A 25205-nucleotide genomic window follows, 5' to 3' on the forward strand; every position below is an offset into this window, starting at 1 on the left:
GGCGGCAGAGGACTGAAAGCCACACCCGGACCCCCTGGGTGAGCCAACCCTACGAATGGCTCGCTCATCCCGATCAACAAGGTAGGGAGGACTGACGGCACGGCCGTCATGAGGACACACGGCGAAGGTGCCCCGCGGACTCCTCCGCGGGGCACCTTCGCCGTGTGGAGCGCGGGGTCAGGCCACCAGCCCGGCCAGCCTGCGCAGCGACTCGTTCAGCGCCGCTGTCGCCGAGTCCTTGAGCTTGCCCGCCATCAGGGACACCGCCGCGTCCGTGAACTCGCCGTCGATGTGCACCGTCGTTGCATCCCCGTCGGGGGTCAGTGTGTAGCGCGTGGCCACGTTCACAGCCATCGGACCCTTGCCGCGGATCGCGAACACGTGGGCCGGCTCCAGTTCCTCGATGGTCCACTCGACCTCGGCCGGGAAGCCCATGAGCTTCATGTTCTCCTGGAACGTCCCGCCCGCCGCGAGCGTCTCGGGGCCGCCCTCGGGGAAGCTGGTGTGGGTCGCGTTCCACTCCCCGTACGCGGACCAGTCCGTGAGCTGCGCCCAGATCTTCTCCGCGGGCGCCCCGATGCGGGCCTCCGCGCTGACTTCGGCCATGCGACCACCCCTTCTCGTCGGATGCTGCGCCGGGCGCAGCCAGGGTGTCGCGGAACGTAGTCGCAGGGGCTGGAACATTCAATACTGATGAACCGTCAGAAGTTGTGTCGCGGGCGCCGCAGTCCCTGATCTCATCCGTAAGGAGGAGATGCCGTCCACCGGAGTCCACTCTGTGTGGGACGCGAGAATGCTTCCCGCCGGGGATGACCCGACCCGAAGCGGCTGATGGGGTAGGGGACGTGCAACCCCCTATCCCCCGGCAGTCGGGCCGCGAGCAGGACATCCGCCGCCTGGACGACGGTGCCGGGCTCAGCGCCGAGCTGGCAGCGGTGGTCGCCGGTGCCCGCAGGAGGGCGGTTCGGGACGGGGACCGGCAGATCGACACCGCCCATCTTCTGCACACGCTCCTGGAATCCGACCCCGAGGTGCGCGCCGTCTTCGACGGCGGCCGGCAGATCGCCCGGCTGCTCGGCTACCTCGTGCAGCGCAGCATCGGCTACGGCCTGCGCTGGCAGAGCACCGTCGAGGACTCCGGCGCCCACCCCGTCCTGACCGAGGCCGACGGCTTCTCACCCCTGGCCGCGGCCGCCCTGGAGTACGCCTGCGAGCGCGCCGCCCGGCGCGGTGACGACCAGGCGCGCGGCATCGACCTGCTGGCGGCGATCGTCGTGGACCCGCAGGCGCGGGCCGTCGAGGTGCTGGCTCGGGCCGGGATAGACGCTCGGGACTTCTCCGCCCGGATCGAGAACCGTGCCGAGGGGCGCTTGGACGAGTACGCCGGGGACGGCGGAGGCACCTGCTGACGCGGGGGAGGGGGCGCCGGGGGCGGTAGAGCGACCTGCTGACGCGGGGACGAGTACGCCGGGGGCGGCGGAGGCACCTGCTGACGCGGGGGAGGAGTGCGCCGGGGGCGGCGGAACTACGCGGCGGAGGGGGCCGGGGGCGTAGAGCGACCTGCTGACGCGGGGGAGGAGTGCGCCGGGGGCGGTAGAGCCGCCTGCTGACGCGGGGGAGGAGTGCGCCGGGGGCGGTAGAGCGACCTGCTGACGCGGGGGAGGAGTGCGCCGGGGGCGGTAGAGCCGCCTGCTGACGCGGGGGAGAGTGCGCCGGGGGCAATAGAGCGACCTGCTGACGCGGGGGAGGGGGCCGGGGGCGGTAGAGCCGCCTGCTGACGCGGGGGAGGGGGCCGGGGGGCGGTAGAGCGACCTGCTGACGCGGGGGAGAGTGCGCCGGGGGCGGCGGAGCCACCTGCTGACACGGGAGAGACGGACGGCGTCCCGTCCGACCGGTGAGACAGGTGCCAACAGGGATGACGGTCATGTCATCGCATGTCATCATGTGCGGGTGCATACGTCCGAGAGCAGTCAGGGCCGCCCCGGCGAGGGTGCCGGGCTCGGCCTCGCGCTTGTCTCCGCGGTTGCTTTCGGCGGGTCCGGTGTCGCGGCCAAGCCACTGATCGAGGCGGGCCTGGACCCGCTCCACGTGGTGTGGCTGCGCGTCACCGGCGCCGCCCTCGTCATGCTGCCGCTCGCCGTGCGGCACCGCGCGCTGCTGCGCCGCCGCCCGGTACTGCTCGCCGGGTTCGGACTGCTCGCCGTGGCGGGCGTCCAGGCCTGCTACTTCGCCGCGCTCTCTCGGATCCCCGTGGGGGTCGCCCTGCTCATCGAGTACCTGGCGCCCGCCCTGGTGCTCGGCTGGGTGCGGTTCGTCCAGCGGCGGCCGGTGACACGGGCCGCGGCGCTCGGGGTCGTCCTCGCGGTCGGCGGACTCGCCTGTGTCGTCGAGGTCTGGTCGGGTCTGAGCTTCGACGCCCTCGGGTTGCTGCTCGCGCTCGGCGCCGCCTGCTGCCAGGTGGGCTACTTCATCCTGTCCGACCACGGCGGTGACGCCCGCGACGCGGCCCCGGACCCGCTCGGCGTCATCGCGTACGGGCTGCTCGTCGGCGCCGCCGTACTGACCCTCGTCGCGCGCCCCTGGAGCATGGACTGGATGGTGCTCGCGCACACCGCCCACATGAACGGCACCCTGGTTCCGGCCGCCGCGCTGCTGGCCTGGATCGTGCTGGTCGCCACCGTCCTCGCGTACGTCACCGGCGTGCTCTCCGTGCGCCGGCTCTCGCCGCAGGTGGCGGGCGTCGTGGCGTGCCTGGAGGTGGTCATCGCGACCGTGCTGGCCTGGGTGCTGCTCGGTGAGCACCTCTCGGCGCCGCAGGTCGTCGGCGGAGTGGTCGTCCTGGTGGGCGCGTTCATCGCCCAGTCGTCGGCGCCCGCGAAGGGCTCCGCGGAGCCGGTGGCGAGCGGTGGCGCGGAAAGGGAGTTGTCGGCTCGTGGGACGGCGGCCTAAGGTGTTGATCATGCATTCGGACGCACTCGTTCTTCCGCCCCCGGCCGCCTGAGGCGGGCCCTCCGGTGACCGAGCCCGGCGCTGTGCCGGGCCGAACGGTGCTGCCCGCAGAAGCAGTCCGACGACCCCGCTCGACAGGGGTCCCCCATCGCACTTCTGCACTCTGCGGAGACAACTCGTGTCGAATGCTTCCCTCGGCCTGCCCGTCGGGCGTGGCCTGCTCTACCTGATCGTCGCCGGTGCCGCCTGGGGCACCGCGGGCGCGGCCGCCTCCCTGGTCTACCGGGCCAGTGACATGGGCCCCGTCGCCCTGTCCTTCTGGCGCTGCGCGGGCGGGGCCGTGCTGCTGCTCGCCGCCCGCCTCGTGCGGCCGCGCAGCCGGCCCGCCGTGCCCGTACCGCTCCGCAGCAGGATGCTGCAGGCCGGCGCCACCGGACTCGGCCTCGCCGTCTTCCAGACGGCCTACTTCGCCGCCGTCTCGGCCACCGGGCTCGCCGTGGCTACTGTCGTCACCCTCGGCGCCGGACCCGTGCTCATCGCGCTCGGCGCCCGCCTGGCGCTGGGTGAGCGGCTCGGCCGGGCCGGCCTGACCGCCGTCGTCGGTGCGCTCGCCGGGCTCGCGGTGCTCGTGCTCGGCAGCGGCGGGGCGACCGTGCGCCCGTGGGGCGTGCTGCTGGCGCTCGCGTCGGCGGCGGGCTACTCCGCGATGACGCTGCTCACCCGCCGATGGGGGCGCGACGGAGCGGCCGGTGGCTCCGGTACGACCGTCGGGGCGTTCGTGGTCACCAGCCTGTGCCTGCTGCCCTTCGCGTGGGCGGAGGGACTGGTGCCGCACGCGGCCGAACCCGGTCGGCTGCTGTGGCTGCTCGTGTACATCGCGACGGTGCCCACGGCCCTCGCCTACGCGCTCTACTTCGCGGGCGCGGCCGTCGTACGGTCGGCCACCGTGTCCGTGATCATGCTGCTGGAGCCCGTCAGTGCGGCGGTGCTGGCCGTCGCCCTGCTCGGCGAGCGGCTGACGGCGGCGACCGTCGTTGGCACCGCGCTGATGCTCGGGTCGGTCGCGGGCCTCGCCGTGGCGGAGACACGCGAGGCGCGGGCCATGGCCCCGGAGGAGGAACCGGCCCTCGTCTGACGAAGGAGCCGTTCCCCGTGGAACGGGCGAGGGCGGGTCCTGCCGCGAGGGCCCGCCCTCGTCACGCCCCGCGGCCGGTCAGCAGCTCGGCCTTCTCCGGCCTCGCCCCGCTCGGGGCTCGTCCCAGGGTGGACGAGCATCACAGGGCCGCCAGGTAGCCCGGCGGCTCGATGCCGGGCGTCAGATCCGCGTCGGCCAGCGGGGTGCCGTACGCCCTGCGAACCGGGACCACGCCGGCCCAGTGGGGGAGGGAGAGGTCCTCGGGCTCGTCGTTCACGCCGCCGGTGCGCACCTTGGCGGAGACCTCGTCCAGGTCGAGGCGGATCACGGCGGTCGCGGCCAGCTCCTTGGCGTTGGCGGGCCGCGAGTCGGCCGACCGGCCCGGCACCACGTGGTCGACCAGCGCGTCCAGAGCCGCCCGCTTCTCCTCGGGGTCGGTGACCTGGTGGGCGATGCCGTGGACCACCACGGAGCGGTAGTTGATCGAGTGGTGGAAGGCGGAGCGGGCCAGCACCAGGCCGTCGACATGGGTGACCGTCAGGCAGACCGGCAGACCCGGGTCGGCCTGGCCCGCCATGCGCAGCGGGCGCGAGCCCGTCGAGCCGTGCACGTACAGCCGCTCGCCGACCCGGCCGTACAGCGTGGGGAGTACCACCGGCGCGCCGTCGCGGACGAAGCCGAGATGGCAGACGTAGCCCTCGTCGAGTATCGCGTGCACCAGCTCCTTGTCGTACGACGCCCGCTTCGCGGAGCGCGTGGGGACGGTGCGGTCCGTCGGGGTGTAGGCGGCGGGCGGCGAGGTCGGCTGATGGGTCCCCTGCATGTGCGGTCTCCATTGCACTAGTGCATAATCTGTTTTGTGCTAGGAGAATATCGGATCGAGGGGCGGCGCGCGGCCGAGATCGCGGCGAGCGTCGAGCGCGGGGTGGGTTCGGGAGACCTGGAGCCCGGTCAACTGCTCCCGCCCATACGGGAGTTGGCGGTCGAGCTGGGCGTCAATCCCAACACCGTCGCGGCCGCGTACCGCATTCTGCGTGAGCGCGGGGTCATCGAGACCGCCGGGCGCCGGGGGAGCCGGGTGCGGCCCGCGCCGGCCACGACCGGGCGGGACCACATCCGCGTGGACGTGCCCGAGGGCGTGCGCGACGTGTCCAGCGGCAACCCGGACCCGGCGCTGCTGCCGCCGCTGGCACCGGCCTTCGCGGCGGCCGCGGCGCAGGGCGACCGGGAGCCGGTGCTGTACGGGGAGGTCGCGGTGGAGCCGGAGCTGGCGCGCCTGGCGCGGGCCGAGCTGGACGCCGACGGGGTGCCGGACGGGCCCCTCGCCGTCCTCTCCGGGGCGCTCGACGGCGTCGAGCGGGTTCTCGCGGCCCACCTCAAGCCCGGCGACACGGTCGCCGTCGAGGACCCCGGCTGGGGCAGGACCCTCGACCTCGTCCCCGCGCTCGGACTGCGCACGGCTCCCGTCGGGGTCGACGACGAGGGGCCGCTCCCCGACGACGTGCGGCGCGCCCTGGAGGGGGGTGCGCGAGCCCTGATCGTCACGGACCGGGCGCAGAACCCGACCGGTGCCGCGGTGAGCGCCACGCGCGCGCGTGCCCTGCGGTCCGTGCTCCGGGCGTACCCCGAGACCCTGGTGATCGAGGACGACCACGGCCACGGAATCGTCGACCTGCCGCTGCATTCGCTCGCCGGGGTCACGCGGCACTGGGCCCTCGTGCGCTCGGTCGCCAAGGCGTACGGGCCGGACCTGCGGCTCGCCGTGCTCACCGGGGACGCCGTCACGGTCGACCGGGTCCGCGGCCGGCAGCGGCTCGGCCCCGGCTGGGTGAGCCGGCTGCTGCAGCGGGCCGTGGTGCGGCTGTGGGACGGGGGCGTGCTGGACACGCGCGCGGTGGCGGGGGCGTACCGGATGCGGCGCGACCTGCTGATCGGCGCGCTCGCGGAACGCGGAGTCACGGCCCACGGGCGCAGCGGGATGAACGTGTGGGTGCCCGTGCCGGACGAGACGGGTGTCGTCGCCCGGCTGCTGCACGCCGGCTGGGCCGTCGCCCCCGGCGCACGCTTCCGGATGAGCGCCCCGCCGGGCATCCGGATCACCGTCTCGACCCTGACCGAGCAGGAGACGCGACTGTTGGCGGACGCGGTTGCGGCGGCCCTCGGCCCGGTGCCCGCGCGCAGCTACGTCTAGGACGTGGGCTGGGACTCGGCCGGAGTGGACAGGCCCGTGCCCTTCGGTGCCGCCTGAGCGATCCGGTTCTGCGCCTTGGGTCGTGCCTGCGTCAGTGCCGCCCCCGCCAGGACGATCACCGCGCCGACCGGCGTCGACCAGGTCAGGTGCTCGCCGAGCAGGGCGACGCCGGCGGCCGTGGCGATGACCGGGACGAAGTACGTGACCATCTGGGCCGTGGTCGGGCCGACCTCGGCGACCAGGCCGTACTGGACGAGCATCGCGAAGCCCGTGCCGAAGGCGCCGAGTGCCGCGATCGCCAGCAGGGGCAGGACGGGCAAGTGACTCGGCACGCCGGCGAACAGCCAAGTCACCACGGCCAGTTGGAGCGTGGCCAGCAGCAACTGCCCGCCGGTCAGCGACAGGTTCGAGTGGTGGGAGCCGGCCAGGGTGCGGCGGACGTAGATCCAGCCGACCGGGTAGCTCAGCGAGGCCAACAGGGCCATCGCCGTGCCGGTGGCGTCCAGACCGGCAAAGCCCTGCCAGGCGCCGAGCACCGTGAGCACGCCGAGGAAGCCGAGCCCGAGCCCCGCGACCCGCAGGCGCGTCGGGCGGTCCTCCGAGAGGGCGACGAGGGACAGGGCCATGCCCCACAGCGGCGAGGTCGCGTTGCAGATGCCCGCGAGCGTGGACGGGATCGTCAGCTCCGCGTACGCGAAGAGCGAGAACGGCAGGGCGTTGAGGAAGAACCCCGCCACCGCCAGGTGCCCCCAGGTCCGCGCACCGCGCGGCAGCCGCTCCCGCTTCACGGCCATGGCCGCGGCGAGCACCGCCGTGCCGAACAGCAGCCGTCCGAAGGTGACCTGGAAGGGGGCGTAGCCCTCCGTGCCCACCTTGATGAACAGGAAGCTGAAGCCCCAGATCAGCGACAGGAAGGCGAAGCGGACGCGCCAGGGGAGAGGGCGGCCGGCGCGTTCGGCGGGGCGGGACGGGGTCTGTGTCGAGACGGTCGCGGGGCTCATGGTCGTAACGATGCCGTCGATGACCTCGTAGCACAATCGAGAATTTGGGGGCGGTATCTCGTAGCATCACTTACATGTTGAACCTGGAGCGCCTGCGGACCCTAGACGCCCTGGCCCGGCACGGCTCGGTCAGCGGTGCGGCCGAGGGGCTGCACGTGACGACGTCGGCCGTCTCGCAGCAGATGGCCAAGCTGGAGCGGGAGGTGGGCCAGCAGCTGCTCGCCAAGAACGGGCGCGGCGTGCGGCTCACCGACGCGGGGCGGTTGCTCGCCGAGCACGCGGCGCGCATCCTGTCGCAGGTCGAGCTCGCCCAGTCCGACCTGGAGGCACAGCGCGGACAGGTGGTCGGCGAACTGCGGCTCGGCGCGTTTCCCACCGCCGCGCGCGGGCTGTTCCCCGCCGCGCTCTCCGACCTGCGCTCCCGGCACCCGGGCCTGAGGGTCACCACGGCCGAGATGGAGCCCGCGCCCGCGGTGCGCGCTGTGCTGCGCGGCGACGTCGACCTGGCCGTCGTCCTCGACTGGTACAACAAACCGCTGCCCGTCCCCGAAGGGCTCACCCGGGCCCCGATCCTCGACGACCCCGCCGATGTGGCCCTGCCCGCCGCACATCCCCACGCCGAGCGCACCGAGGTCGATCTGGAGGACTTCGCTGACGACGACTGGGTCACCTGGGGCGAGGCCGAGTTCTGCCACGAGTGGCTGCTGGACACCCTGCGCTCCACGGGCGTCGAACCGCGCATCGCGCACCGCGCCGAGGAGCACGCCACCCAGCTCGCCCTGGTCGCCGCGGGACTCGGGGTGTGCGTGGCGCCGCGACTCGGACGGGGGCCGCTGCCCGCGGGCGTGCGGACCGTTCCGGTGCGGCAGGCGGTGCGGCGGCACGTCTACGCCGTGTGGCGGGCCTACGCCGACCGCCGCCCCTCGATCCGCGCGGCGGTCGAGGCGCTGCGGGCGGCGGGGGAGAGCATCGCGTGAGCGGAGGCTAGACGGAGCCCAGCTTGCGGAAGTCCCAGGAGACGATCTTCTCCGGCGTCAGGCGCACCCACGCGTGCCGGCCGTCGTGGGGCATCTCCTCCAGACCGAAGTTCTTGCGGGCGAACAGCGTCTCCGGGACGTCGAGTTCGGCGCACAGCTCCCCGGTGCGCGGTATCTCGCCGACGAACTCCACCGTGCCGGACAGCTCGACGCCCCGTAGCTGGTCGTACTCCTCGCCCGTGTCGACCACCACCGCCACCCGGGGGTCGCGGCGCAGATCGGCCCAGCGCTTGCTGCGCACCACGGAGTACAGCCACAGCGAGGTGCCGTCCCAGGCGAACCAGAGGGCGCTCACGTGCGGGGCGCCGCCGGTCGACACGGTGGCGACCCGGCAGGTGCGCTGGGTGGTGAGGAATTCGTCCAGCTCGCCGGGCGTCATCATGATCTTCCGGCCCCGGCGCTGAGTGACGGTCATGCGGCCCCCTCTTCTCTCACGTCGTGCCAGAGGAAGGAGATCGTCCTCGACGAGGAGAGATCCTCTGACATCACGTCAGAAAAGAATGGGTCGTCTTCCCTCCGTGCGCAATGGTGGTTAGCCTCCGCGCCCCACACCCTCGGCGACCAGGGGGAGCCGTGCCGTCCTACGAACAGCTCAGCGAACTCCTCGACCCCGCGAGCACCGTCCTGCTCACCGTCGAGTGCCAGCGGGGAGTCGTCGGGCCGGACAGCGCGCTCCCCGAGCTCGCCCGCGAGGCCCGCTCCTCGGGTGCCCTCGCCAACGTCGCCCGGCTGGTCGCCACCGCGCACGAGAGCGGGATCCAGGTGATCCATGCGATCGCCGAGCGCCGTCCGGACGGCCGGGGCGCCGGCCGCAACGCCCGGCTGTTCCGCGCCGCCGAGCGGCTCCCCGTCCAGCAGCTCTGCGGCACCGCGGCGGTGCGCGTCGCCGCCCCGATCGAGGTCGCCGAGGAGGACTTCGTCGTACGACGGCTGCACGGACTGTCGCCGATCCAGGGCACCGACGTCGACGCGCTGCTGCGCAACCTCGGCTGCCGCACACTGATCGTCACCGGTGTCTCGGCCAACGTGGCGATCCCCAACGCGGTGTTCGACGCCGTGAACCGCGGCTAAACCGCCGTCGTGCCCACCGACGCCATCGCGGGGGTGCCCTCCGACTACACCCCCGCGATGATCCGCAACACCCTCGCCCTGGTGGCGACCGTCGCGACCACCGACGAGGTGCTGGGCTGTTTCAAGCGGCCCCGGAGCGCGGGACGGGCGTGAGCGTCAGGCCAGCTTGATCTCGTCCCCGGAGACGGTGATGTTCTTGGCGGGCAGCGGCTGGGTCGCCGGGCCCTTCTTGACGCTGCCGTCGGTGGCGGAGAACTCGCTGTGGTGACAGGGGCAGCTGATCACGCCGCCCGCGATCCGGTTCACCGCGCAGCCCTGGTGGGTGCACTTGGACGAGAACGCCTTGAACTCGCCCTTCGTGGGCTGGGTGACCACCACGCCCTGGCTGCCGAAGACCTTGCCGCCGCCCTCCGGAATGTCGGAGGTCTTCGCGAGCACGGTGCCACCGGAGCCGGCCGCGGCGCCGTCGCCGCCCGAACCGCCGCTGCTCGCATTGCTGTTGTTCTGGGTGGTCGACGAATTCGACGAGTCGGACGACTTGTCGTCCGATCCGCACGCGGTCAGCGCGACGGCGAGTCCTGCCGCGCCCACCGCCGCCACGACCGTGCGGCGGGCCGGTGCCCCCTGGGGCTGAAGCGATTCGCTGGTCATGCTGACGTTCCCTTCCGCGCAGGCTTCGTAGATCTGTACAGGGGTACGGTCGGCGGGCATCCGGTGTTCAGACGTTGCCGAGATCTTGACCGGCCCGAGATCGGACGGGCGCGGGAAGCGGCTCCGGGCCGCGCCCGGGCACAGTGAAGACCCCAGTAACCTGGGGCGATGCTCAAGGAAGTCATCGCGACCCGCTACATCACGCCGCTGCGTGAGGGCGGCTCGCTGCCGGGGCTCGTCGAGGCCGACGACTTCGGGACGTACGTCATGAAGTTCACCGGTGCCGGGCAGGGCCGCAAGACGCTGGTCGCCGAGGTGGTCTGCGGGGAACTCGCCCGGCGGCTGGGCTTCCGGGTGCCCCGGCTGGTGACGATCGACCTCGACCCGGTGCTGGGGCTCGGCGAGCCCGACGAGGAGGTGCAGGAGCTGCTGAGGTCCAGCGGCGGCACCAACCTCGGCATGGACTTCCTCTCCGGCGCGCTCGGCTTCGACCCGCTCGCCTTCCCGGTGGACCCAGTAGAGGCCGGGCGGATCGTCTGGTTCGACGCGCTGGTGAACAACGTGGACCGCTCCTGGCGCAACCCCAACCTGCTCAGGTGGCGGGGCGAACTGTGGCTCATCGACCACGGCGCCACCCTGATCTGGCACCACAACTGGCCCGGCGCCGAGGCCTCCGCCGCCCGCCCGTACGACGCCTCGGAGCACGCCCTCGCACCCTTCGCCCCGGACGTCACGGCCGCCGCCTCGCAGCTCGCGCCCCTTGTCACCGAGGACCTCCTCGCCGAGGTGACCGCCGAGATCCCGGACGCCTGGCTGGCCGACGAGCCCGGCTTCGACACGCCCGACGACCTGCGGCGGGCCTACACGCGGCCGCTGCTCGCGCGGGCCGCCGTCATCCACGAGCGCATCCACGGCATCGAGGGGGCGACGTGAGCGACCGCCACATCATCAAGGAGGCCCGGGTGAGCGACCGCCACATCATCAAGGGGAGCCGGGTGAGCGACCGCCACGTCTTCGAGTACGCCCTGCTGCGGGTCGTCCCGCGCGTCGAGCGCGGCGAGTGCATCAACGCGGGCGTGCTCGTCTACTGCCGTGCCGAGGCCTACGTCGGCGCCCGCACCCACCTCGACGAGGCCCGGCTGCTGGCCCTCGACCCGGACGCCGACGTCGCGGGCGTGCGGGCCGCCCTGGCCGCCGTCGAGGGCGTGTGCACCGGCGGGGAATCGGCCGGACAAGCGGCGCGCGACGACGCCGGGCGGCGCTTCCGCTGGTTGATCGCGCCCCGCTCCACGGTCGTCCAGCCCGGGCCCGTGCACACCGGGCTGACCGCCGATCCGGCCGCGGAGACGGAGCGGTTGCTGGACCTCCTGGTGAGGTAATGGATCACACGCACCCGGTGTGCCGTTGACACCGGGTGCCAGGGCTTCTAGCGTCACGTCTGCTGAAGGTACTAAGCGGTCGCTCACCTGATGGGCGTACCGTGGGAGCCGCAGACGTTCCGAAGGTGTTCCAGGCTTTCCAAGGGCGAGGAGAACCAGCAATGTCCACCACTGAGCAGCGGGTCGCGGTCGTCACCGGTGCCGCGCGCGGCATCGGCGCCGCCACCGCCGTACGACTGGCCGCCGAGGGCCGCGCGGTCGCCGTGATCGACCTCGACGAGGCCGCCTGCAAGGACACCGTGGAGAAGATCACCGCGGCCGGCGGCAAGGCCATCGCGGTCGGCGCCGACGTCTCGGACGAGGCGCAGGTCGAGGCGGCGATCGCGCGCGTCGTCGAGGAGCTCGGCGCGCCGACCATCCTGGTCAACAACGCCGGTGTGCTCCGTGACAACCTGCTGTTCAAGATGAGCGTCTCCGACTGGGACACCGTCATGAACGTGCACCTGCGCGGCTCCTTCCTGATGACCCGGGCCTGCCAGAAGCACATGGTGGACGCCGGCTTCGGCCGCATCGTCAACCTCTCCTCGTCCTCCGCGCTCGGCAACCGGGGCCAGGTCAACTACTCGGCCGCCAAGGCCGGTCTGCAGGGCTTCACCAAGACCCTCGCCAAGGAGCTCGGCAAGTTCGGCATCACGGCCAACTCCGTCGCCCCCGGCTTCGTCGCCACCGAGATGACCAAGGCCACCGCCGAGCGCGTCGGCATGGGCTTCGAGGACTTCAAGGCCGCGGCCGCCACCCAGATCCCGGTGCAGCGCGTCGGCGAGCCGGAGGACATCGCCAACGCGATCGCCTTCTTCACGGGCGACGCGGCCGGCTTTGTCTCCGGCCAGGTGCTGTACGTCGCCGGCGGACCGCTCAACTGAGGCCGGGAGACACCGAAATGACTGACATGACTTCCGTGGAACTCTCCGGCAAGGTCGCGCTCGTCACCGGCGCCAGCCGGGGCATCGGCTACGGCATCGCCGAGGCGCTCGTGGCCAGGGGCGACCGGGTGTGCATCACCGGCCGCAACGAGGAGGCCCTGAAGGAGGCCGTCGAGAAGCTCGGCGCCGACCGGGTCATCGGTGTCGCGGGCAAGGCCCACGACGAGGCCCACCAGGCCGCCGCCGTCGAGCGCACGATGGAGGCCTTCGGACGCGTCGACTTCCTGGTCAACAACGCCGGTACCAACCCGGTGTTCGGTCCGATCGCCGAGCTCGACCTCAATGTCGCGCGGAAGGTGTTCGAGACCAACGTGATCTCGGCGCTCGGCTTGGCGCAGCAGACCTGGAAGGCCTGGCAGAAGGAGAACGGCGGCGCGATCGTCAACATCGCCTCGGTCGCCGGCCTCGCGCCCTCGCCGTTCATCGGCGCCTACGGCGTGAGCAAGGCCGCGATGATCAACCTGACCGTGCAGCTGGCGCACGAGTTCGCGCCCAAGGTGCGGGTCAACGCGATCGCGCCCGCCGTGATCAAGACCAAGTTCGCCCAGGCCCTCTACGAGGGCCGCGAGGAGGAGGCGGCCGCGGCCTACCCGCTGGGCCGGCTCGGCGTCCCCTCCGACATCGGCGGCGCGGCCGCGTTCCTCACCTCCGACCAGTCCGCCTGGGTCACCGGCCAGACGCTCGTCGTCGACGGCGGCATCTTCCTCAACGCCGGGGTGGCCTGACTCGACCGGGCGCCGTTTCCTCTCCAGCCTCTCCTTGACGGAAACGGCGCCCGTGTCGGCGTACAACGGACGCACAGCCGGATGACAACGTAGTCATCGACCCGTTGATCCAGAGCCCCGTCCCAAGCAGGTTCACCGGGCGGGGCACTGCGGTATGGTCTGCCGACCCGTGGTATGGCAGATCGAGGAGCGTGCGCGTGTTCAACCGGAACCGATGCCTGCGGCCAGCAGTGGCGATCGCGTCCATATCCCTGGTCGCCGGGTGCAGCGTCTTTTCCGACGGCAGCCCCGACGACAAGGGACCGATCGTCGTGGGGACCACCAGTGCTCCCAGCACGCTGGATCCGGCGGCCTCCTGGGACGGCTCCTGGGAGCTGTTCCGCAACATCTACCAGACGCTGCTCGCCTACCCGAACGGCGCGACCACGCCCCAGCCCGACGCCGCGGAGAGCTGCAAGTTCACCGACGACACCAACAGCACCTACCGCTGTGTGCTGCGCCCGGGCATGAAGTTCGCCGACGGGGACACACTGGACGCGCGGGCCGTCAAGTACTCCATCGACCGTATCAGAACCATCAACGTGTCCGGCGGCCCGGCGGGGCTGCTCGGCAGCCTGGACCGGGTGCAGGCGCTCGGCGACCGGGAGATCGTCTTCCACCTCAACAAGCCGGACGCCACCTTCCCGTTCGTGCTTGCCACCCCGGCCATGTCGATCGTCGACCCCAACGACTACCCCGCCCGGTCCCTGCGCAAGGACGACAAGGTCTTCGGGTCCGGACCGTACGCCCTGAAGTCGTACGAGGACGGCAAGAAGGCGGAGCTCGTCAAGAACGACTACTACAAGGGCTTCGCCCAGCGCAGGAACAACGCGGTGACGATCCGCTACTTCCAGGACTCGGCCGCCATGGTCAAGGCGCTGCGGGCCAAGCAGATCGACGTCACCTACCGAGGCCTGGCCGCCGACGACATCATCGCCCTCCAGCGCCAGGGCTCCAAGGACCTCCAGCTGGTCGAGGGCGCCGGCACCGACATCAGCTACCTGGTGTTCAACCCGAAGGACCCGTGGGCGCAGAAGCCCGCCGTCCGCAAAGCCGTCGCCCAGGTCGTCGACCGGCCGGCGATCGCGCACAATGTCTACAAGGACACCGTCGACCCGCTGTACTCCATGGTCCCCAAGGGGCTGACCGGGCACACCACGGGCTACTTCGACAACTTCGGCGACCCCAGCGTCGCCAAGGCCCGCAAGATCCTCTCCGGCGCGGGCATCACCCAGAAGGTCCCGCTCACCCTCTGGTACACCACCGACCGCTACGGCTCCGAGACCGCCCAGGAGTTCCAGGAGCTCAAGAGCCAGCTCGAGAACTCCGGCCTGTTCACGATCACTCTGAAGAGCCGGCCCTGGAAGACGTACGTCGTGGGCTACCAGAAGGGCGAGTACCCCGTCTTCGGGCGCGGCTGGTCCCCGGACTTTCCCGACGCCGACAACTTCATCGCCCCGTTCGTGGGTGAGCAGAACGCGCTCGGTACGCCCTATCCGGCGCCCAAGATCACCAAGGTGCTGCTGCCCGAGTCCCGCCGCGAGAGCGACCGCGCGAATGTGGTGAAGCAGTTCGAGCAGGCCCAGCAGATCCTGGTGAACGACGCGCGGCTGCTGCCGCTGTGGCAGGGCAAGCAGTACGTGGCCGCGAGCGACGACATCTCGGGCGGCGAGCGGGCGCTCGACCCGTCGACGATCATGATGATGTGGGAGCTGTACCGGAAGACCAGCTGGTAGGCGGGGCGTTTTCCGGGTCGGAGGCCCGTTGTCAGTGGTCGCCTGTAGGTTCTGTGGCCTGGAAGTGACCGCACATCGTGAGGACGTTGACGTGACCGACATCGCCATGCTGCCCGAGTCCTGGCGCGGGGTTCTGGGCGACGAACTGCAGCAGCCCTACTTCAAGGAGCTGACCGAGTTCGTCGAGGAGGAGCGGGCGAAGGGCCCCGTCTACCCGCCGCGCGAGGAGGTCTTCGCCGCCCTGGACGCCACGCCGTTCGACAAGGTGAAGGTCCTGATCCTCGGTCAGGACCCGTACCACGGCGAGGGACAGGGCCACGGCCTGTGCTTCTCGGTCCGGCCCGGGGTGAAGATCCCGCCGTCGCTCCGCAACATCTACAAGGAGATGCACGAGGAGCTCGGCACGCCGATCCCGGACAACGGCTATCTGATGCCGTGGGCCCAGCAGGGCGTGCTGCTGCTCAACGCGGTGCTCACGGTCCGCGGCGGCGAGGCCAACTCGCACAAGGGCCGGGGCTGGGAGAAGTTCACCGACGCGGTGATCCGCGCGGTGGCCGACCGCCCCGACCCGGCGGTGTTCGTCCTGTGGGGCAACTACGCGCAGAAGAAGCTCCCGCTGATCGACGAGACCCGGCACGTGGTGGTCAAGGGCGCACACCCGTCTCCGCTGTCGGCCAAGAAGTTCTTCGGCTCCCGCCCGTTCACCCAGATCAACGAGGCGGTGGCGAAGCAGGGGCACGAGCCGATCGACTGGCGGATTCCGAACCTGGGGTGACGACGCCCGGCAAGCCTCCTTCGGCCGGTCCGGTCGGGCATCCGGGTGGCCCGGTGGTGTACCGGGCCGCCTGACCGGGATTGCCGGAGGGGTGGGGCTAGCGTCGGGGGAGTCGGGCAGGGGAGAGGGCTGGAGGACGTCGTGGTGGAGCGCCGGGAGCAGACGGTGCCGGATCCCGTGATGACGCGGATCGGGCAGAGCGTCATGCTGCATCACGCCGGGGACCGGGAAGAGGCCCGGGGGCGGTTCCTGGACCTGTGGGCCGAGATCGGCGAAGACGGCGACCCGCTGCACCGGTGCACGCTGGCCCACTACGTGGCCGACACCCAGGACGACCCCGCGGACGAGCTGGCCTGGGACCTCAGGGCGCTGTCGGCGGCGGACGACCTCACGGACGACCGGCTCGCCGAGCACGGGGACGCGCTCGCGGTCCGCGCCCTCTACCCCTCCCTCCACCTGAACCTCGCCGCCGACTACGTGAAGCTCGGCCGCTCCGAGGCCGCCCGCACCCACCTCCACCGCGCCCGCGGCGCGGCCGACGCCCTCGGCGACGACAGCTACGGCGACGGGGTCCGGGCGGCGATCCACCGGCTCGAACTGAGGCTCGGGGAGGGCGACTCCGGAGGGGAGACGTGGGACCCGCCGCACCGGCGTCCCTAGGACCGGCGACCGACAACCGGCGACCGGTGGGTGACGTCCGACGTCCGACGCCCGGTTCCGGCGGAGGCGGGCGTCGGATCACAACGGCCGTGCGTGTGCCGGCGGTTCGCTGTCTCCGCGACCGTACGTCTGCTCGCTGTCTCCGCGGCCGTACGCCTGCTCGCCTTCTCCGCGGCCGTACGCCTGCTCGCTCGTCTCAACGGACGTACGCCTGCCTGCAGATCGTCGCCTCCGGGCTGTCCGCCTTCCAGCCGCCGTACCGTCTGCCGAGGGCGCAGACGTCCGAGTTCTTCGGCACCGACTGCGAGACGTCGGGGAGCTCGATGCGCGGCGGCCTCGCCTGACTCGGGTGCCGTGGTGCCGGATGCGGCTGGTGGTGGGTGCGGGAGTGCGGCGACGGCCGCCGGTGCTGTTCCGTCGGCGGCGTCGAGGCGGCCGGGGCCTGCGAGCGTACGGCCGGCTTCGGTGTGCGGGGCCGGCCGATGAGTTCCAGGGCCTCCCGGGCCGGGGCCTGCACGATCCGTGGCTCGGCGCTGCCGTCCGGGCGCGGCGCCGACGGCCGGGAGGGAGCCGCCGCGGGACCGGAAGCGGGTGGCCGCTGAACCGTGACACAGCCGGACAGGGCCGAGACGGCCACGGTGACCAGGAGCGTTGCGGTGGTCGTCGTTCGATGCACCCGCGCAACTCTGCTGGGTCCGGGCCACCGGCGAACAGCGGAGGAGCGGAGGATGCCCCGCACGGGTGATCTCCGGCCCCGTAGGGAGTGGGCGCGGCTCGCCCGGCTGACGTCGCCCTCGGGGCCCGACCCGGCGGCTCGGCCCGGCCTCCTCAGTCCCCGGTCGCTCCGTCGATGCGTTCCCGGATCAGGTCGGCGTGGCCGTTGTGGCGGGCGTACTCCTCGATCATGTGCGTGTAGATCCACCGCAGGCTGAAGGGCTCGTCGGTGAACCTGCTCCGGCCCTTGGACAGTTCGTCCAGGGCGAACCCGGCCGCGTTGCGCCGGGCGATCCCGATCTCGGCCTGCCAGGTGGCGTACGCCTCCTGCCAGGTGTCCTGGGTGAGATGGAACTCGCCGTCCCGGTCCTCGTCGCTGTAGTAGATCGGCCCCGGATCGTCGCCCACCAGCACCTTGCGGAACCAGCCCCGCTCGACCTCCGCCATGTGCCGCACCAGCCCCATCAGGGACAACTGGGACGGCTCGACGGACGTGGTCCGCAACTGCTCGTCGGTCAGACCCTCGCACTTCCACGCGAGGGTCTGCCGGTGGTAGTCCAACCAGCCTTCCAGCATGGTGCGTTCGTCGGCGTTCTGGGCGGGTTCGCGGCGCTCGGAGGTCATGCCCCGATCCTGGCGCACCCCACGCCCGTCACACCACGCGTTTTCCGGCGCCCAGCATCCCGCCCAGCAGCTCCCGCAGGCCCGCGCGCACCTCGTCCAGCCCCGGCACCCGGGCGTGGTACGACCCGGCCACGCAGGAGAACATCAGCCCGTCCGTCCAGGCGACCAGCGACAGCACGTGCCGCTCGGGGTCGGTCGAGCCCATGGCCGTGACCAGCGCGCTGAGCTGCTCCCGGAAGCGGGCACCCGTCGCGTCGAAGTAGGTCCGCAGCTCCGGGCGGCGGGTCGCCTCCAGGGCCAGTTCGTAGCGGGCGAGCGTCAGTTCGCGGTTGCGGGTCAGCGCGCGGTGCGTCGCCAGGGCGAGCCCGTCCACCAGCGAGTCGAGACCGCCGGCCCGCGGGTCCGGCATCTCGTGCTGCGCCAGCACCCGCGCCTCGCGCTCGGCCAGCCGCCGGACCGCCAGTTCCAGCAGCGCCTGGCGGGTGCGCGCGAGGTTCGAGGTCGAGCCCTGCGGCAGCCCGGCCGCCTCGTCGACCGCCCGGTGCGTCAGGCCGCGCATCCCGCGCTCGGCGAGCAGGGCGAGGGCGGTGTCGGCGACGAGTTCGGCGCGCGAAGGGCTCGCGGTGTTCACGGACATGGACTCAACCTACCCGGTGGACTACAGCCGTAGTGTTCCTGACTGCATCCGTAGTACAGTCAAGACGCGCCACTACAGGTGTAGTCAACGGTTCCATGCGCAGGAGGTAGACATGCCCCAGTCGTCACGCGCCGTCGTCATCGGCGGCGGCATCGGAGGCCTGACCGCGGCGGTGGCCCTGCACCTGCGCGGCCGGCAGGTGACCGTGCTGGAGCGGGCCCGCTCCCTGGAGCCCGTCGGCGCGGCGATCTCGCTCTCTCCGAACGCCCTGCGCGCCCTGGACGTCATCGGCATCGGCGACGAGATCCGGGACCTCGCCGCCTGGCAGGGCGACGGCGGACTGCGCACCCCGACCGGACGCTGGGTGGCGAAGACCAGCGCCGCTGAGGCGGCCGAGCGCTTCGGCGGGCCCCTCGTCCTGCTGCACCGCGCCACGCTGATCAACAGCCTGGCCGCACTCCTTCCGCCCGACGCCGTCCGCACGAACGCCGCCGCCGGCCTCGCCGACCCCGGCGACGCTCACCGCCCGGCCCGCGTGACCACCTCCGACGGCGAACTGGAGGCCGACCTCGTGGTGGCCGCCGACGGAATCCACTCCGGCGTACGCCGGACCCTGTTCCCGGACCATCCCGGGCCCGTCCACTCGGGGTTCACCACCTGGCGGCTCGTCATCCCGGTACCCGGCGTCGCGTTCACCTCGCACGAGACGTGGGGCAGGGGCCGACTGTGGGGCACGCACCCGCTCAAGGACGGCCGGGTCTACGCGTACGCCGCCGCCACGGGGCCGGCCGGGCAGCACGCGGCCGACGACGAGAAGGCCGAACTCCTCCGTCGCTTCGGCGACTGGCACGACCCGATCCCCGCCGTCATCGCCGCCGCCCGCCCCGAGGACGTGCTGCGCCACGACGTCCACCACATCGCCGAGCCTCTGCCCGCCTACCACCGCGGCCGGGTCGCCCTCCTCGGCGACGCCGCGCACGCCATGCCGCCGACCCTCGGCCAGGGTGGCAACCAGGCCATCGAGGACGCGGTCGTGCTCGCCCACCATGCGGACGACCTCGCTGCCTACACGGCGGCCCGGCTGCCCCGTACGACGGCGATCGCCCGCCAGGCCGTGAAGGCCGCGCGCATCGACATGATGAGCAACCGCGCCGGGATCGCCGTACGCAATACCGCGATCGCCGCACTGTCGAAGGCCCGACCGGCGCTGCTCCTGCGGAGCTTCGACGGCATCGCCGACTGGCGGCCCCCGGTGGAGGTCCCCCCGCTCGAAAGAAGGTGAGAGTGGGGGAGGCCGTATGCTGCCGTCCAGGCAGGCGCAGGCAAGCAGTGAAGGAGCCTCCGTGAAGGTCGGCTGCATCGGGCTCGGCGACATCGCGCAGAAGGCGTACCTGCCGGTGCTCGGCCTGCAGCCCGGGGTCGACCTGCATCTGCAGACCCGGACCCCCGCGACGCTCGAGCGGGTCGCCGACAGCCTGCACCTGCCGGCCGACCGGCGGCACGCGACCCTGGACTCCCTCCTCGCCCAGGACCTGGACGCCGCCTTCGTGCACGCCCCCACCTCCGTCCACCCGGAGATCGTCACCCGGCTGCTCGAGGCGGGCGTACCGACGTACGTCGACAAGCCCCTCGCCTACGAACTCGCCGACTCCGAGCGGCTCGTGGCGCTCGCCGAGGAGCGCAACCTCTCCCTCGCCGTCGGCTTCAACCGGCGCCATGCCCCCGGGTACGTGCAGTGCGCCGAGCACCCGCGCGAGCTGATCCTCATGCAGAAGAACCGCATCGGGCTGCCGGAAGAGCCCCGGACGATGATCCTCGACGACTTCATCCACGTCGTGGACACCCTGCGGTTCCTGGTGCCGGGCCCGGTCGACGACGTGACCGTCCGCGGTCGCGTCCGGGACGGCCTGCTGCAGCATGTCGTACTGCAGCTCGCCGGGGACGGGTTCACCGCGCTCGGCGTCATGAACCGGCTCAGCGGCTCGGCGGAGGAGATCCTCGAGGTGTCCGGGCAGGACACCAAGCGGCAGGTGGTCAACCTCGCCGAGACAATCGACCACAAGGGGCAGCCGACCGTGCGGCGGCGCGGCGACTGGGTTCCGGTGGCCCGGCAGCGCGGCTTCGAACAGGCCGTGCTGTCCTTCCTCGACGCCGTGCGCGCCGGCAAGGTGCTCAGCGCCCGGGATGCGCTGCAGACTCATGAACTGTGCGAGCGGGTGGTACGTGCGATTCAGGAGCGCTCCGGCGCAGCCTGAGCGTCCGCGCGCCCTCCGTCGCGCCCAGGACGCCCAGCACGAGCAGCGCGCCGAACACCGGCCAGTCGCCGAAGCGGACGTACGGGGTGACGCCGTGCGCGGTCGGCACGTCGTACACCCTGGCCGTGCTGGCCTCGGTACTGAGCCAGGAGCCGATGCGCTGTCCGCTGGGGCCGTAGACGGCGGACACGCCGGTCAGCGTGGCGTGCACCATGGGGCGTCCGGTCTCGGCGGCGCGCAGCGCGGCGATCGAGGCGTGCTGCTCGGGAGCCCAGCTGTGCTGCCACGTCGACGTGGAGGACTGCGCGAGCAGCACGTCGGCGCCGGCCTGCGCCAGGTGGCGGCTCATGTCCGGGAACGCCGTCTCGAAGCAGACCATGGGGCCGACCCGCAGGCCGTGGCCGACGTTCATCACCACCTGCTCGCTGCCGCGCCTGCGATCCTCGCCCGCGGCCTTGCCGACGGAGGTCGCCCAGCCGAGCAGGGAGCGGGCCGGGATGTACTCGCCGAACGGGACCAGCCGCATCTTGTCGTAGCGCTCGCCGGTCGGGCCGTTCGGGCCGACCAGCACGGAGCTCTTGTAGATGCCCGGCTGGTCCGAGCGCCGGGCGTCCACGTTGGCCAGGACGTCGGCCCCGGTCTCCCGGGACAGGGCGGCGATCCGCCGCGCCAGGTCGGGCCGTTCTCCGAGGTCGAAGCCGACGCTGCTCTCGCCCCAGACGACCAGGTCGGGGTGCTCCCCGGCCAGCCGCCGAGTCAGCTGCTCCTCGCGGTCGAAGCGCCTCTCGCCGCTGCCGACGCCGTCGACGATTCCGGGCTGGACGACGGCGACGCGGACTCGGCCGTCGACGTCCGGGCGCGGCGCCCATATCCAGGCCGCGGAGGTCGCTGCGGCCGTGGCGACCAGACCGGCCACCGCGGGCACGCGGGACTCACGGACCGAGACCAGCACGGCGACCGCGACATTGACGGCCACCACCAGGAAGCTGAGCAGCCAGACTCCGCCCACCGAGGCCAGCCGCAGGGCCGGTTCCACCTGCCACTGGCTGGCGCCGAGCATGCCCCAGGGGCCGCCCAGCCCCTGCCAGGAACGCACGAGTTCGACCATGAGCCAGCCCGACGGCAGCACGACGAGCGCGGCCGCACCTCGCCCCGGCGACGGCACTCCGGCCAGGAAGCGGCGCACGAGCCGGCCCCACGGGGCCCACAGCACACCGAGCAGCCCTGCGAGGACGACCGTGAAGACATGCAGGCTGGGCAGCAGCCAGTGGTGCACGGCCAGCATGAAGCCCAGCCCGCCGAACCAGCCGTCGTACGCCGCCCGCTTCCCGGTCGGGGCGGAGCGGGCGAGCAGGATCCACGGGACGAGGGCGACGTAGGCGAACCACCACAGCGACGGGGCGGGGAAGGCGAGCATGGGCAGGGCGCCCGCGAGCGCGGCGAGGAGCGAGCGCAGCCACGGGGAGGCGAGCCAGTGGCCGAACGTCTTCATACGTCGCCTCCCTACCCCGTGCTGGCTCCAGTGTGCGCGCTGTTGCCGATCTCGCACAGGGGGCGCCGGCTCGCTCGAGGCACTGAGGACCTCGGTTTTCAGCCGGGCACCGGCGCCGGGCGGAGCTCAGTCGAATACCTGCGGCGGGCCTCGGACCAGTCGGGCACCCGCGCTGGGCCCCGGACCAGTCGGGCACCCGCGCTGGGCCCCGGATCAGTCGGGCACCGGATCGGTCGAGCACGGGCGCCGGGCGGGGCTCAGTCGGGCACCGGCGCCGGGCCTCGGCTCAGTCGGGCACCGGCGCCGGGCGGGGCTTGGGCAGGCGGCGCCACTTCTCCTGCACGACCACCTCGCGCAGCCGCCAGCCGTCGTCCGTGCGCAGCAGCGCGAACGCGTACCGGCCGCCGCACACGAAGTCGGGCGCGGCCGGGCTGCCGTCGTTTCCGGCGAAGCGCATCAAATTGACGTAGTCGGCCTGCACCCGGGCCGTGTCGCCCGTGTCCTGATCGAGAGTCCCGAACCGCAGGCGACGGTTGACGATCAGGTGCTGCCGCATCGGAAACAGCCGCATGGTCTCGGCCAGCCACCCTGCGATCTGCCCGGCGTCGCCCTCGATACCGCCGGCCGACCGGTAGTCGGCGCGCCCGTCCGGCGTGAACAGCTCCCGGTAGGCCGCCCAGTCGCCGTCGTCCACCGCCACCGCGTACTCGGTGATCAGCCCGTCCACGGCCAGCCGGTCCATCACGGTCGCGAGCTCGATGCGCTGTGTCATCGGCTCAGTCTTGGCCACGGGGCGCGACGGGCCAAGAGGCGTGCGGGGATATTCGGTGGCCCGACCCGGGTGGTCCGGCCACCCCGGTCCCATGAATGATCCGGACGCCGACCAAGAACCCAGGTTCCGGGTGCGCGCCCGCCATACGGAGAACACCGTCACCGTCTACCAGGCGTACCACCCGGAGATCGGCCGGGCCGCGGCCCGCAACGGCCGCTTCCCGTCCTCGTGGAAGCGCGACCGGATGACCTGGATCAAACCGTCGTTCCTGTGGATGATGTACCGCTGCGGCTGGGGCACCAAGGAGCACCAGGAGACCGTCCGCTGTCGAGATCACGCGCGAGGGTTTCGTCTGGGCGCTGCGCAACTCCTGCCTCTCGCACTACGTGCCGGTGCTGCACGGTGACCAGGCCTCCTGGAAGCGGCAGTTGAAGCGGGCTCCCGCGCGCGTGCAGTGGGATCCCGAGCGCGATCTGCATCTCAACCCCTTGCCCCACCGCTCCCTGCAGCTCGGCCTCGCCGGGGAAGCGGCGGCCCGGTACGCCGACGAGTGGAACGTCGGCATCGAGGACGTCACACCGCTCGCGACCGAGATCCACGCGCTCGTACGGACGGGTGACCTGGACCGGGCGGCCGGTCTGCTGCCCGAGGAGCGGCCATTCCCCCTGGACGAGGAGGTGCTCGCGCATCTGCGGGCCTAGGGTGATCCCATACGGGTGTCGTCGGTCGCCTGGGGGTTCCGCATGAAACGTCTCGTCACCGTCGTCACCGGCGGCAGCCGGGGCATCGGCGCGGCGACCTGCCGGCGGCTGGCGGCCGACGGGCACGACGTGGTGGTGGGGTACGTCCGGGACGCCGGGGCCGCCGAGGCGGTGGCGGACGAGGTGCTCAAGGCCGGGGCACGCAGTCTCACCGTCCGGGTGGACACGTCGGTCGAGGCGGACGTCGAGCGGCTCTTCGCCACGGCGGAGGAGCGGCTCGGGCCGGTGACCGGGCTGGTGAACAACGCGGGGGTGACCGGACCGCTGGGCCGCCTCGCCGACGCGGACACGGCCGACCTGCGCCGCGTCGTCGAGGTGAACCTGATGGGGACGCTGCTGTGTTCGCGCCGTGCCGCCCAGCTGATGACGCCCCGGCGCAGCGGTGTGATCGTGAACGTGTCGTCCGCCGCCGCCACGCTCGGCAGCCCCGGCGACTACGTCCACTACGCCGCGACCAAGGCCGCCGTCGACGCCCTCACGCTGGGGCTGGCCAAGGAGCTCGGTCCGGACGGCATCCGCGTCAACGCGGTCGCGCCCGGCCTGATCGACACCGAGATGCACGCGGCGATGGGCGACCCGGACCGGGTCCGGCGCGTCGCCGACACGATCCCGCTGCGTCGCCCGGGCCGGGCCGAGGAGATCGCCGCAGCCATCGCTTGGCTGATGTCACCGGACGCCTCCTACGCGACGGGAGCGGTGCTGAGGGTGTCGGGCGGGCGGTGAGCCGCGCCTCGGACGTCAGGCCGCCTTGATGACCTCGCCCCGGATGGCGGCGGCCCACTCGACCACCAGCAGCTCGTACTCCGCGCGCTCCTCGGCCGACAGCGACGCGCCCGCGCGTAGCCAGAGCGCCCGGATCTGCTCGTTCAGTTCGGCAGCAGACCGCACGGAACCAGGGGCCACGGAATTGGGGGACATGGCCACAAGCGTAGGGGCAAGCACTGACACTGCGCTACCGGACGGCTACGCGGACCGTATGGAGTCGGCCACCCGTTTCCGTGGTCCGGTCGCCCCTGCTGACTGGACGCTCAGTCGAATGGACGGGTCAGCCCGCCGACTCGGCGGCGTGCGAACTCAGCGCACCGGCCGACGCTTCACCCCCGGCACCATCCACCGGCTCGTCAACGACGGCGATCTGCGGATCACCGTCCTCATGCAGAACAGCGGGCTGCCCGAGGCGGGCGACGCGGTTTTCACGCTGCCACCGGAGTACCTGACCGACCCGGAGACGTACGCGGCCGCGACCACGATCCCGGCGGACGCACCCGAGGAGGAGCGGAAGCGCATCGCCCATGCCCGGCGCGACCTCGCGCTGGAGGGCTACCGGGCGCTGCGCGACGCGGCCGGCGCCGAGGCGCTCGCCGCCTTCTACCGGGCCGCCGCCGCCCTGGTCCGGCCCCGGCTCGCCGAGTGGCGCGAGCGTTGGCGGCACGGCGCCGAGGCGGCCGCCGCGGCCACGGGCAAACAGCTCGACCGCCTCGAACGGGGCGACGTCTCCCACCTCGACGGCGCGTTCGTACGGGCCGAGCTGCCGTCGGTGTACGGGAGGTTCGGGATGTGCGGGCGGCTCGACGTCTACGAAGGCACGCCCTAGGGGCTCCACGTCGTGCGACGTCAC

The 25205-nt window shown here is 72.4% G+C and carries 27 protein-coding genes and 2 pseudogenes; 18 read left to right on the forward strand and 11 right to left on the reverse strand.

Annotated elements, in window-relative coordinates; all coding sequences use genetic code 11:
- Positions 1-177: 177 nt before the first annotated feature.
- Positions 178-606 (reverse strand): SRPBCC family protein, encoded by a 429-nt coding sequence (locus tag ABZV31_RS21655; RefSeq protein WP_355896221.1) that lies wholly within the window; start codon positions 604-606, stop codon positions 178-180.
- A gap of 239 nt (positions 607-845) precedes the next feature.
- Between ABZV31_RS21655 and ABZV31_RS21660 the strand changes: the two genes are divergently transcribed.
- The 3 genes from ABZV31_RS21660 (at position 846) to ABZV31_RS21670 (ending at position 4084) form a co-directional block, all read left to right on the forward strand.
- A complete protein-coding gene (locus ABZV31_RS21660) occupies positions 846-1409 on the forward strand; it encodes a Clp protease N-terminal domain-containing protein (RefSeq protein WP_355896224.1) in 564 nt (187 codons plus the stop codon).
- Positions 1410-1944: 535 nt separating this feature from the next.
- Positions 1945-2949, forward strand: coding sequence for an EamA family transporter (locus tag ABZV31_RS21665; protein ID WP_355896227.1), 1005 nt, complete (start codon positions 1945-1947; stop codon positions 2947-2949).
- A gap of 178 nt (positions 2950-3127) precedes the next feature.
- Positions 3128-4084 (forward strand): EamA family transporter, encoded by a 957-nt coding sequence (locus ABZV31_RS21670; protein WP_355896230.1) that lies wholly within the window; start codon positions 3128-3130, stop codon positions 4082-4084.
- A 139-nt stretch (positions 4085-4223) separates the two neighbouring features.
- Here ABZV31_RS21670 and ABZV31_RS21675 read toward each other — a convergent pair whose 3' ends face one another.
- Positions 4224-4907, reverse strand: a complete 684-nt coding sequence (locus ABZV31_RS21675; RefSeq protein WP_355896233.1) for a pyridoxamine 5'-phosphate oxidase family protein — start codon at positions 4905-4907, stop codon at positions 4224-4226.
- Positions 4908-4943: 36 nt separating this feature from the next.
- On the opposite strand from ABZV31_RS21675, the gene ABZV31_RS21680 reads away from it, so the two are divergent.
- On the forward strand, positions 4944-6275 hold the full coding sequence (locus ABZV31_RS21680; protein WP_355896236.1) for an aminotransferase class I/II-fold pyridoxal phosphate-dependent enzyme: 1332 nt from the start codon (positions 4944-4946) through the stop codon (positions 6273-6275).
- Here the strand turns inward: ABZV31_RS21680 and ABZV31_RS21685 are convergent.
- A complete protein-coding gene (locus ABZV31_RS21685; protein WP_355896238.1) occupies positions 6272-7312 on the reverse strand; it encodes a DMT family transporter in 1041 nt (346 codons plus the stop codon). The genes ABZV31_RS21680 and ABZV31_RS21685 overlap by 4 nt on opposite strands.
- Before the next feature lie 38 nt (positions 7313-7350).
- On the opposite strand from ABZV31_RS21685, the gene ABZV31_RS21690 reads away from it, so the two are divergent.
- Positions 7351-8253: a LysR substrate-binding domain-containing protein gene (locus ABZV31_RS21690; RefSeq protein WP_355896241.1), complete on the forward strand. Its 903-nt coding sequence runs from the start codon at positions 7351-7353 to the stop codon at positions 8251-8253.
- Between the two features lie 7 nt (positions 8254-8260).
- Here the strand turns inward: ABZV31_RS21690 and ABZV31_RS21695 are convergent, their stop codons facing one another.
- A complete protein-coding gene (locus ABZV31_RS21695; RefSeq protein WP_355896244.1) occupies positions 8261-8728 on the reverse strand; it encodes a pyridoxamine 5'-phosphate oxidase family protein in 468 nt (155 codons plus the stop codon).
- A gap of 158 nt (positions 8729-8886) precedes the next feature.
- Between ABZV31_RS21695 and ABZV31_RS21700 the strand changes: the two are divergent.
- Positions 8887-9537: pseudogene (locus ABZV31_RS21700) on the forward strand (isochorismatase family protein).
- 3 nt (positions 9538-9540) lie between these two features.
- Here ABZV31_RS21700 and ABZV31_RS21705 read toward each other — a convergent pair.
- Entirely contained in the window at positions 9541-10035 is a 495-nt protein-coding gene (locus ABZV31_RS21705; RefSeq protein ID WP_355896246.1) for a Rieske (2Fe-2S) protein, read from the reverse strand.
- Positions 10036-10203: 168 nt separating this feature from the next.
- Between ABZV31_RS21705 and ABZV31_RS21710 the strand changes: the two genes are divergently transcribed.
- From ABZV31_RS21710 to ABZV31_RS21740, 7 genes are all read left to right on the forward strand, one after another.
- Entirely contained in the window at positions 10204-10968 is a 765-nt protein-coding gene (locus ABZV31_RS21710; RefSeq protein ID WP_355896249.1) for a HipA family kinase, read from the forward strand.
- A 62-nt stretch (positions 10969-11030) separates the two neighbouring features.
- Complete coding sequence (locus tag ABZV31_RS21715; RefSeq protein ID WP_355896559.1) at positions 11031-11414, forward strand: DUF3037 domain-containing protein; 384 nt, start codon at positions 11031-11033, stop codon at positions 11412-11414.
- A gap of 161 nt (positions 11415-11575) precedes the next feature.
- The gene (gene fabG, locus ABZV31_RS21720; protein ID WP_355896251.1) at positions 11576-12337 is read left to right on the forward strand and encodes a 3-oxoacyl-ACP reductase FabG; all 762 of its coding nucleotides are present in this window, start codon (positions 11576-11578) and stop codon (positions 12335-12337) included.
- A 26-nt stretch (positions 12338-12363) separates the two neighbouring features.
- Positions 12364-13122: an SDR family oxidoreductase gene (locus ABZV31_RS21725; RefSeq protein ID WP_355896562.1), complete on the forward strand. Its 759-nt coding sequence runs from the start codon at positions 12364-12366 to the stop codon at positions 13120-13122.
- A gap of 197 nt (positions 13123-13319) precedes the next feature.
- Complete coding sequence (locus tag ABZV31_RS21730; RefSeq protein ID WP_355896254.1) at positions 13320-14897, forward strand: ABC transporter substrate-binding protein; 1578 nt, start codon at positions 13320-13322, stop codon at positions 14895-14897.
- Between the two features lie 91 nt (positions 14898-14988).
- Entirely contained in the window at positions 14989-15672 is a 684-nt protein-coding gene (ung, locus tag ABZV31_RS21735) for a uracil-DNA glycosylase (protein WP_355896257.1), read from the forward strand.
- 141 nt (positions 15673-15813) lie between these two features.
- On the forward strand, positions 15814-16332 hold the full coding sequence (locus ABZV31_RS21740) for a hypothetical protein (RefSeq protein ID WP_355896260.1): 519 nt from the start codon (positions 15814-15816) through the stop codon (positions 16330-16332).
- A 196-nt stretch (positions 16333-16528) separates the two neighbouring features.
- On the opposite strand, the gene ABZV31_RS21745 is transcribed toward ABZV31_RS21740, so the two are convergent.
- The 3 genes from ABZV31_RS21745 to ABZV31_RS21755 all read right to left on the reverse strand — a co-directional run bounded on the left by ABZV31_RS21745 (position 16529) and on the right by ABZV31_RS21755 (position 18307).
- The gene (locus ABZV31_RS21745) at positions 16529-17008 is read right to left on the reverse strand and encodes a hypothetical protein (protein ID WP_355896263.1); all 480 of its coding nucleotides are present in this window, start codon (positions 17006-17008) and stop codon (positions 16529-16531) included.
- A gap of 152 nt (positions 17009-17160) precedes the next feature.
- Positions 17161-17670 carry a DinB family protein gene (locus ABZV31_RS21750; RefSeq protein WP_355896266.1) on the reverse strand — a complete coding sequence of 170 codons (510 nt, stop codon included), beginning with the start codon at positions 17668-17670 and terminating at the stop codon, positions 17161-17163.
- Positions 17671-17698: 28 nt separating this feature from the next.
- A complete protein-coding gene (locus ABZV31_RS21755) occupies positions 17699-18307 on the reverse strand; it encodes a TetR/AcrR family transcriptional regulator (RefSeq protein WP_355896269.1) in 609 nt (202 codons plus the stop codon).
- A 112-nt stretch (positions 18308-18419) separates the two neighbouring features.
- Between ABZV31_RS21755 and ABZV31_RS21760 the strand changes: the two genes are divergently transcribed.
- Together ABZV31_RS21760 and ABZV31_RS21765 are read left to right on the forward strand one after the other, a co-directional pair.
- Positions 18420-19589 carry an FAD-dependent monooxygenase gene (locus tag ABZV31_RS21760; RefSeq protein ID WP_355896272.1) on the forward strand — a complete coding sequence of 390 codons (1170 nt, stop codon included), beginning with the start codon at positions 18420-18422 and terminating at the stop codon, positions 19587-19589.
- A gap of 61 nt (positions 19590-19650) precedes the next feature.
- A complete protein-coding gene (locus ABZV31_RS21765; RefSeq protein WP_355896275.1) occupies positions 19651-20562 on the forward strand; it encodes a Gfo/Idh/MocA family oxidoreductase in 912 nt (303 codons plus the stop codon).
- Here ABZV31_RS21765 and lnt read toward each other — a convergent pair.
- Both lnt and ABZV31_RS21775 read right to left on the reverse strand, forming a co-directional pair.
- Positions 20480-22054 (reverse strand): apolipoprotein N-acyltransferase, encoded by a 1575-nt coding sequence (gene lnt / locus ABZV31_RS21770; RefSeq protein WP_355896278.1) that lies wholly within the window; start codon positions 22052-22054, stop codon positions 20480-20482. The two genes, ABZV31_RS21765 and lnt, sit on opposite strands and share 83 nt — an antisense overlap.
- A gap of 286 nt (positions 22055-22340) precedes the next feature.
- Positions 22341-22826, reverse strand: a complete 486-nt coding sequence (locus ABZV31_RS21775) for a nuclear transport factor 2 family protein (RefSeq protein WP_355896281.1) — start codon at positions 22824-22826, stop codon at positions 22341-22343.
- A 91-nt stretch (positions 22827-22917) separates the two neighbouring features.
- On the opposite strand from ABZV31_RS21775, the pseudogene ABZV31_RS21780 reads away from it, so the two are divergent.
- Together ABZV31_RS21780 and ABZV31_RS21785 are read left to right on the forward strand one after the other, a co-directional pair.
- Positions 22918-23527: pseudogene (locus ABZV31_RS21780) on the forward strand (DUF4291 domain-containing protein).
- 42 nt (positions 23528-23569) lie between these two features.
- On the forward strand, positions 23570-24310 hold the full coding sequence (locus tag ABZV31_RS21785) for a glucose 1-dehydrogenase (RefSeq protein ID WP_355896284.1): 741 nt from the start codon (positions 23570-23572) through the stop codon (positions 24308-24310).
- 15 nt (positions 24311-24325) lie between these two features.
- Here ABZV31_RS21785 and ABZV31_RS21790 read toward each other — a convergent pair whose 3' ends face one another.
- On the reverse strand, positions 24326-24505 hold the full coding sequence (locus tag ABZV31_RS21790) for a hypothetical protein (protein WP_355896286.1): 180 nt from the start codon (positions 24503-24505) through the stop codon (positions 24326-24328).
- Positions 24506-24623: 118 nt separating this feature from the next.
- Here ABZV31_RS21790 and ABZV31_RS21795 point away from each other — a divergent pair, with 118 nt between their 5' ends.
- The gene (locus ABZV31_RS21795) at positions 24624-25181 is read left to right on the forward strand and encodes a cupin (protein ID WP_355896289.1); all 558 of its coding nucleotides are present in this window, start codon (positions 24624-24626) and stop codon (positions 25179-25181) included.
- Positions 25182-25205 lie beyond the last annotated feature (24 nt).

Origin of the sequence: Streptomyces sp. NPDC005202 (genome assembly GCF_040608235.1) — a bacterium.
GTDB lineage: Bacteria > Actinomycetota > Actinomycetes > Streptomycetales > Streptomycetaceae > Streptomyces.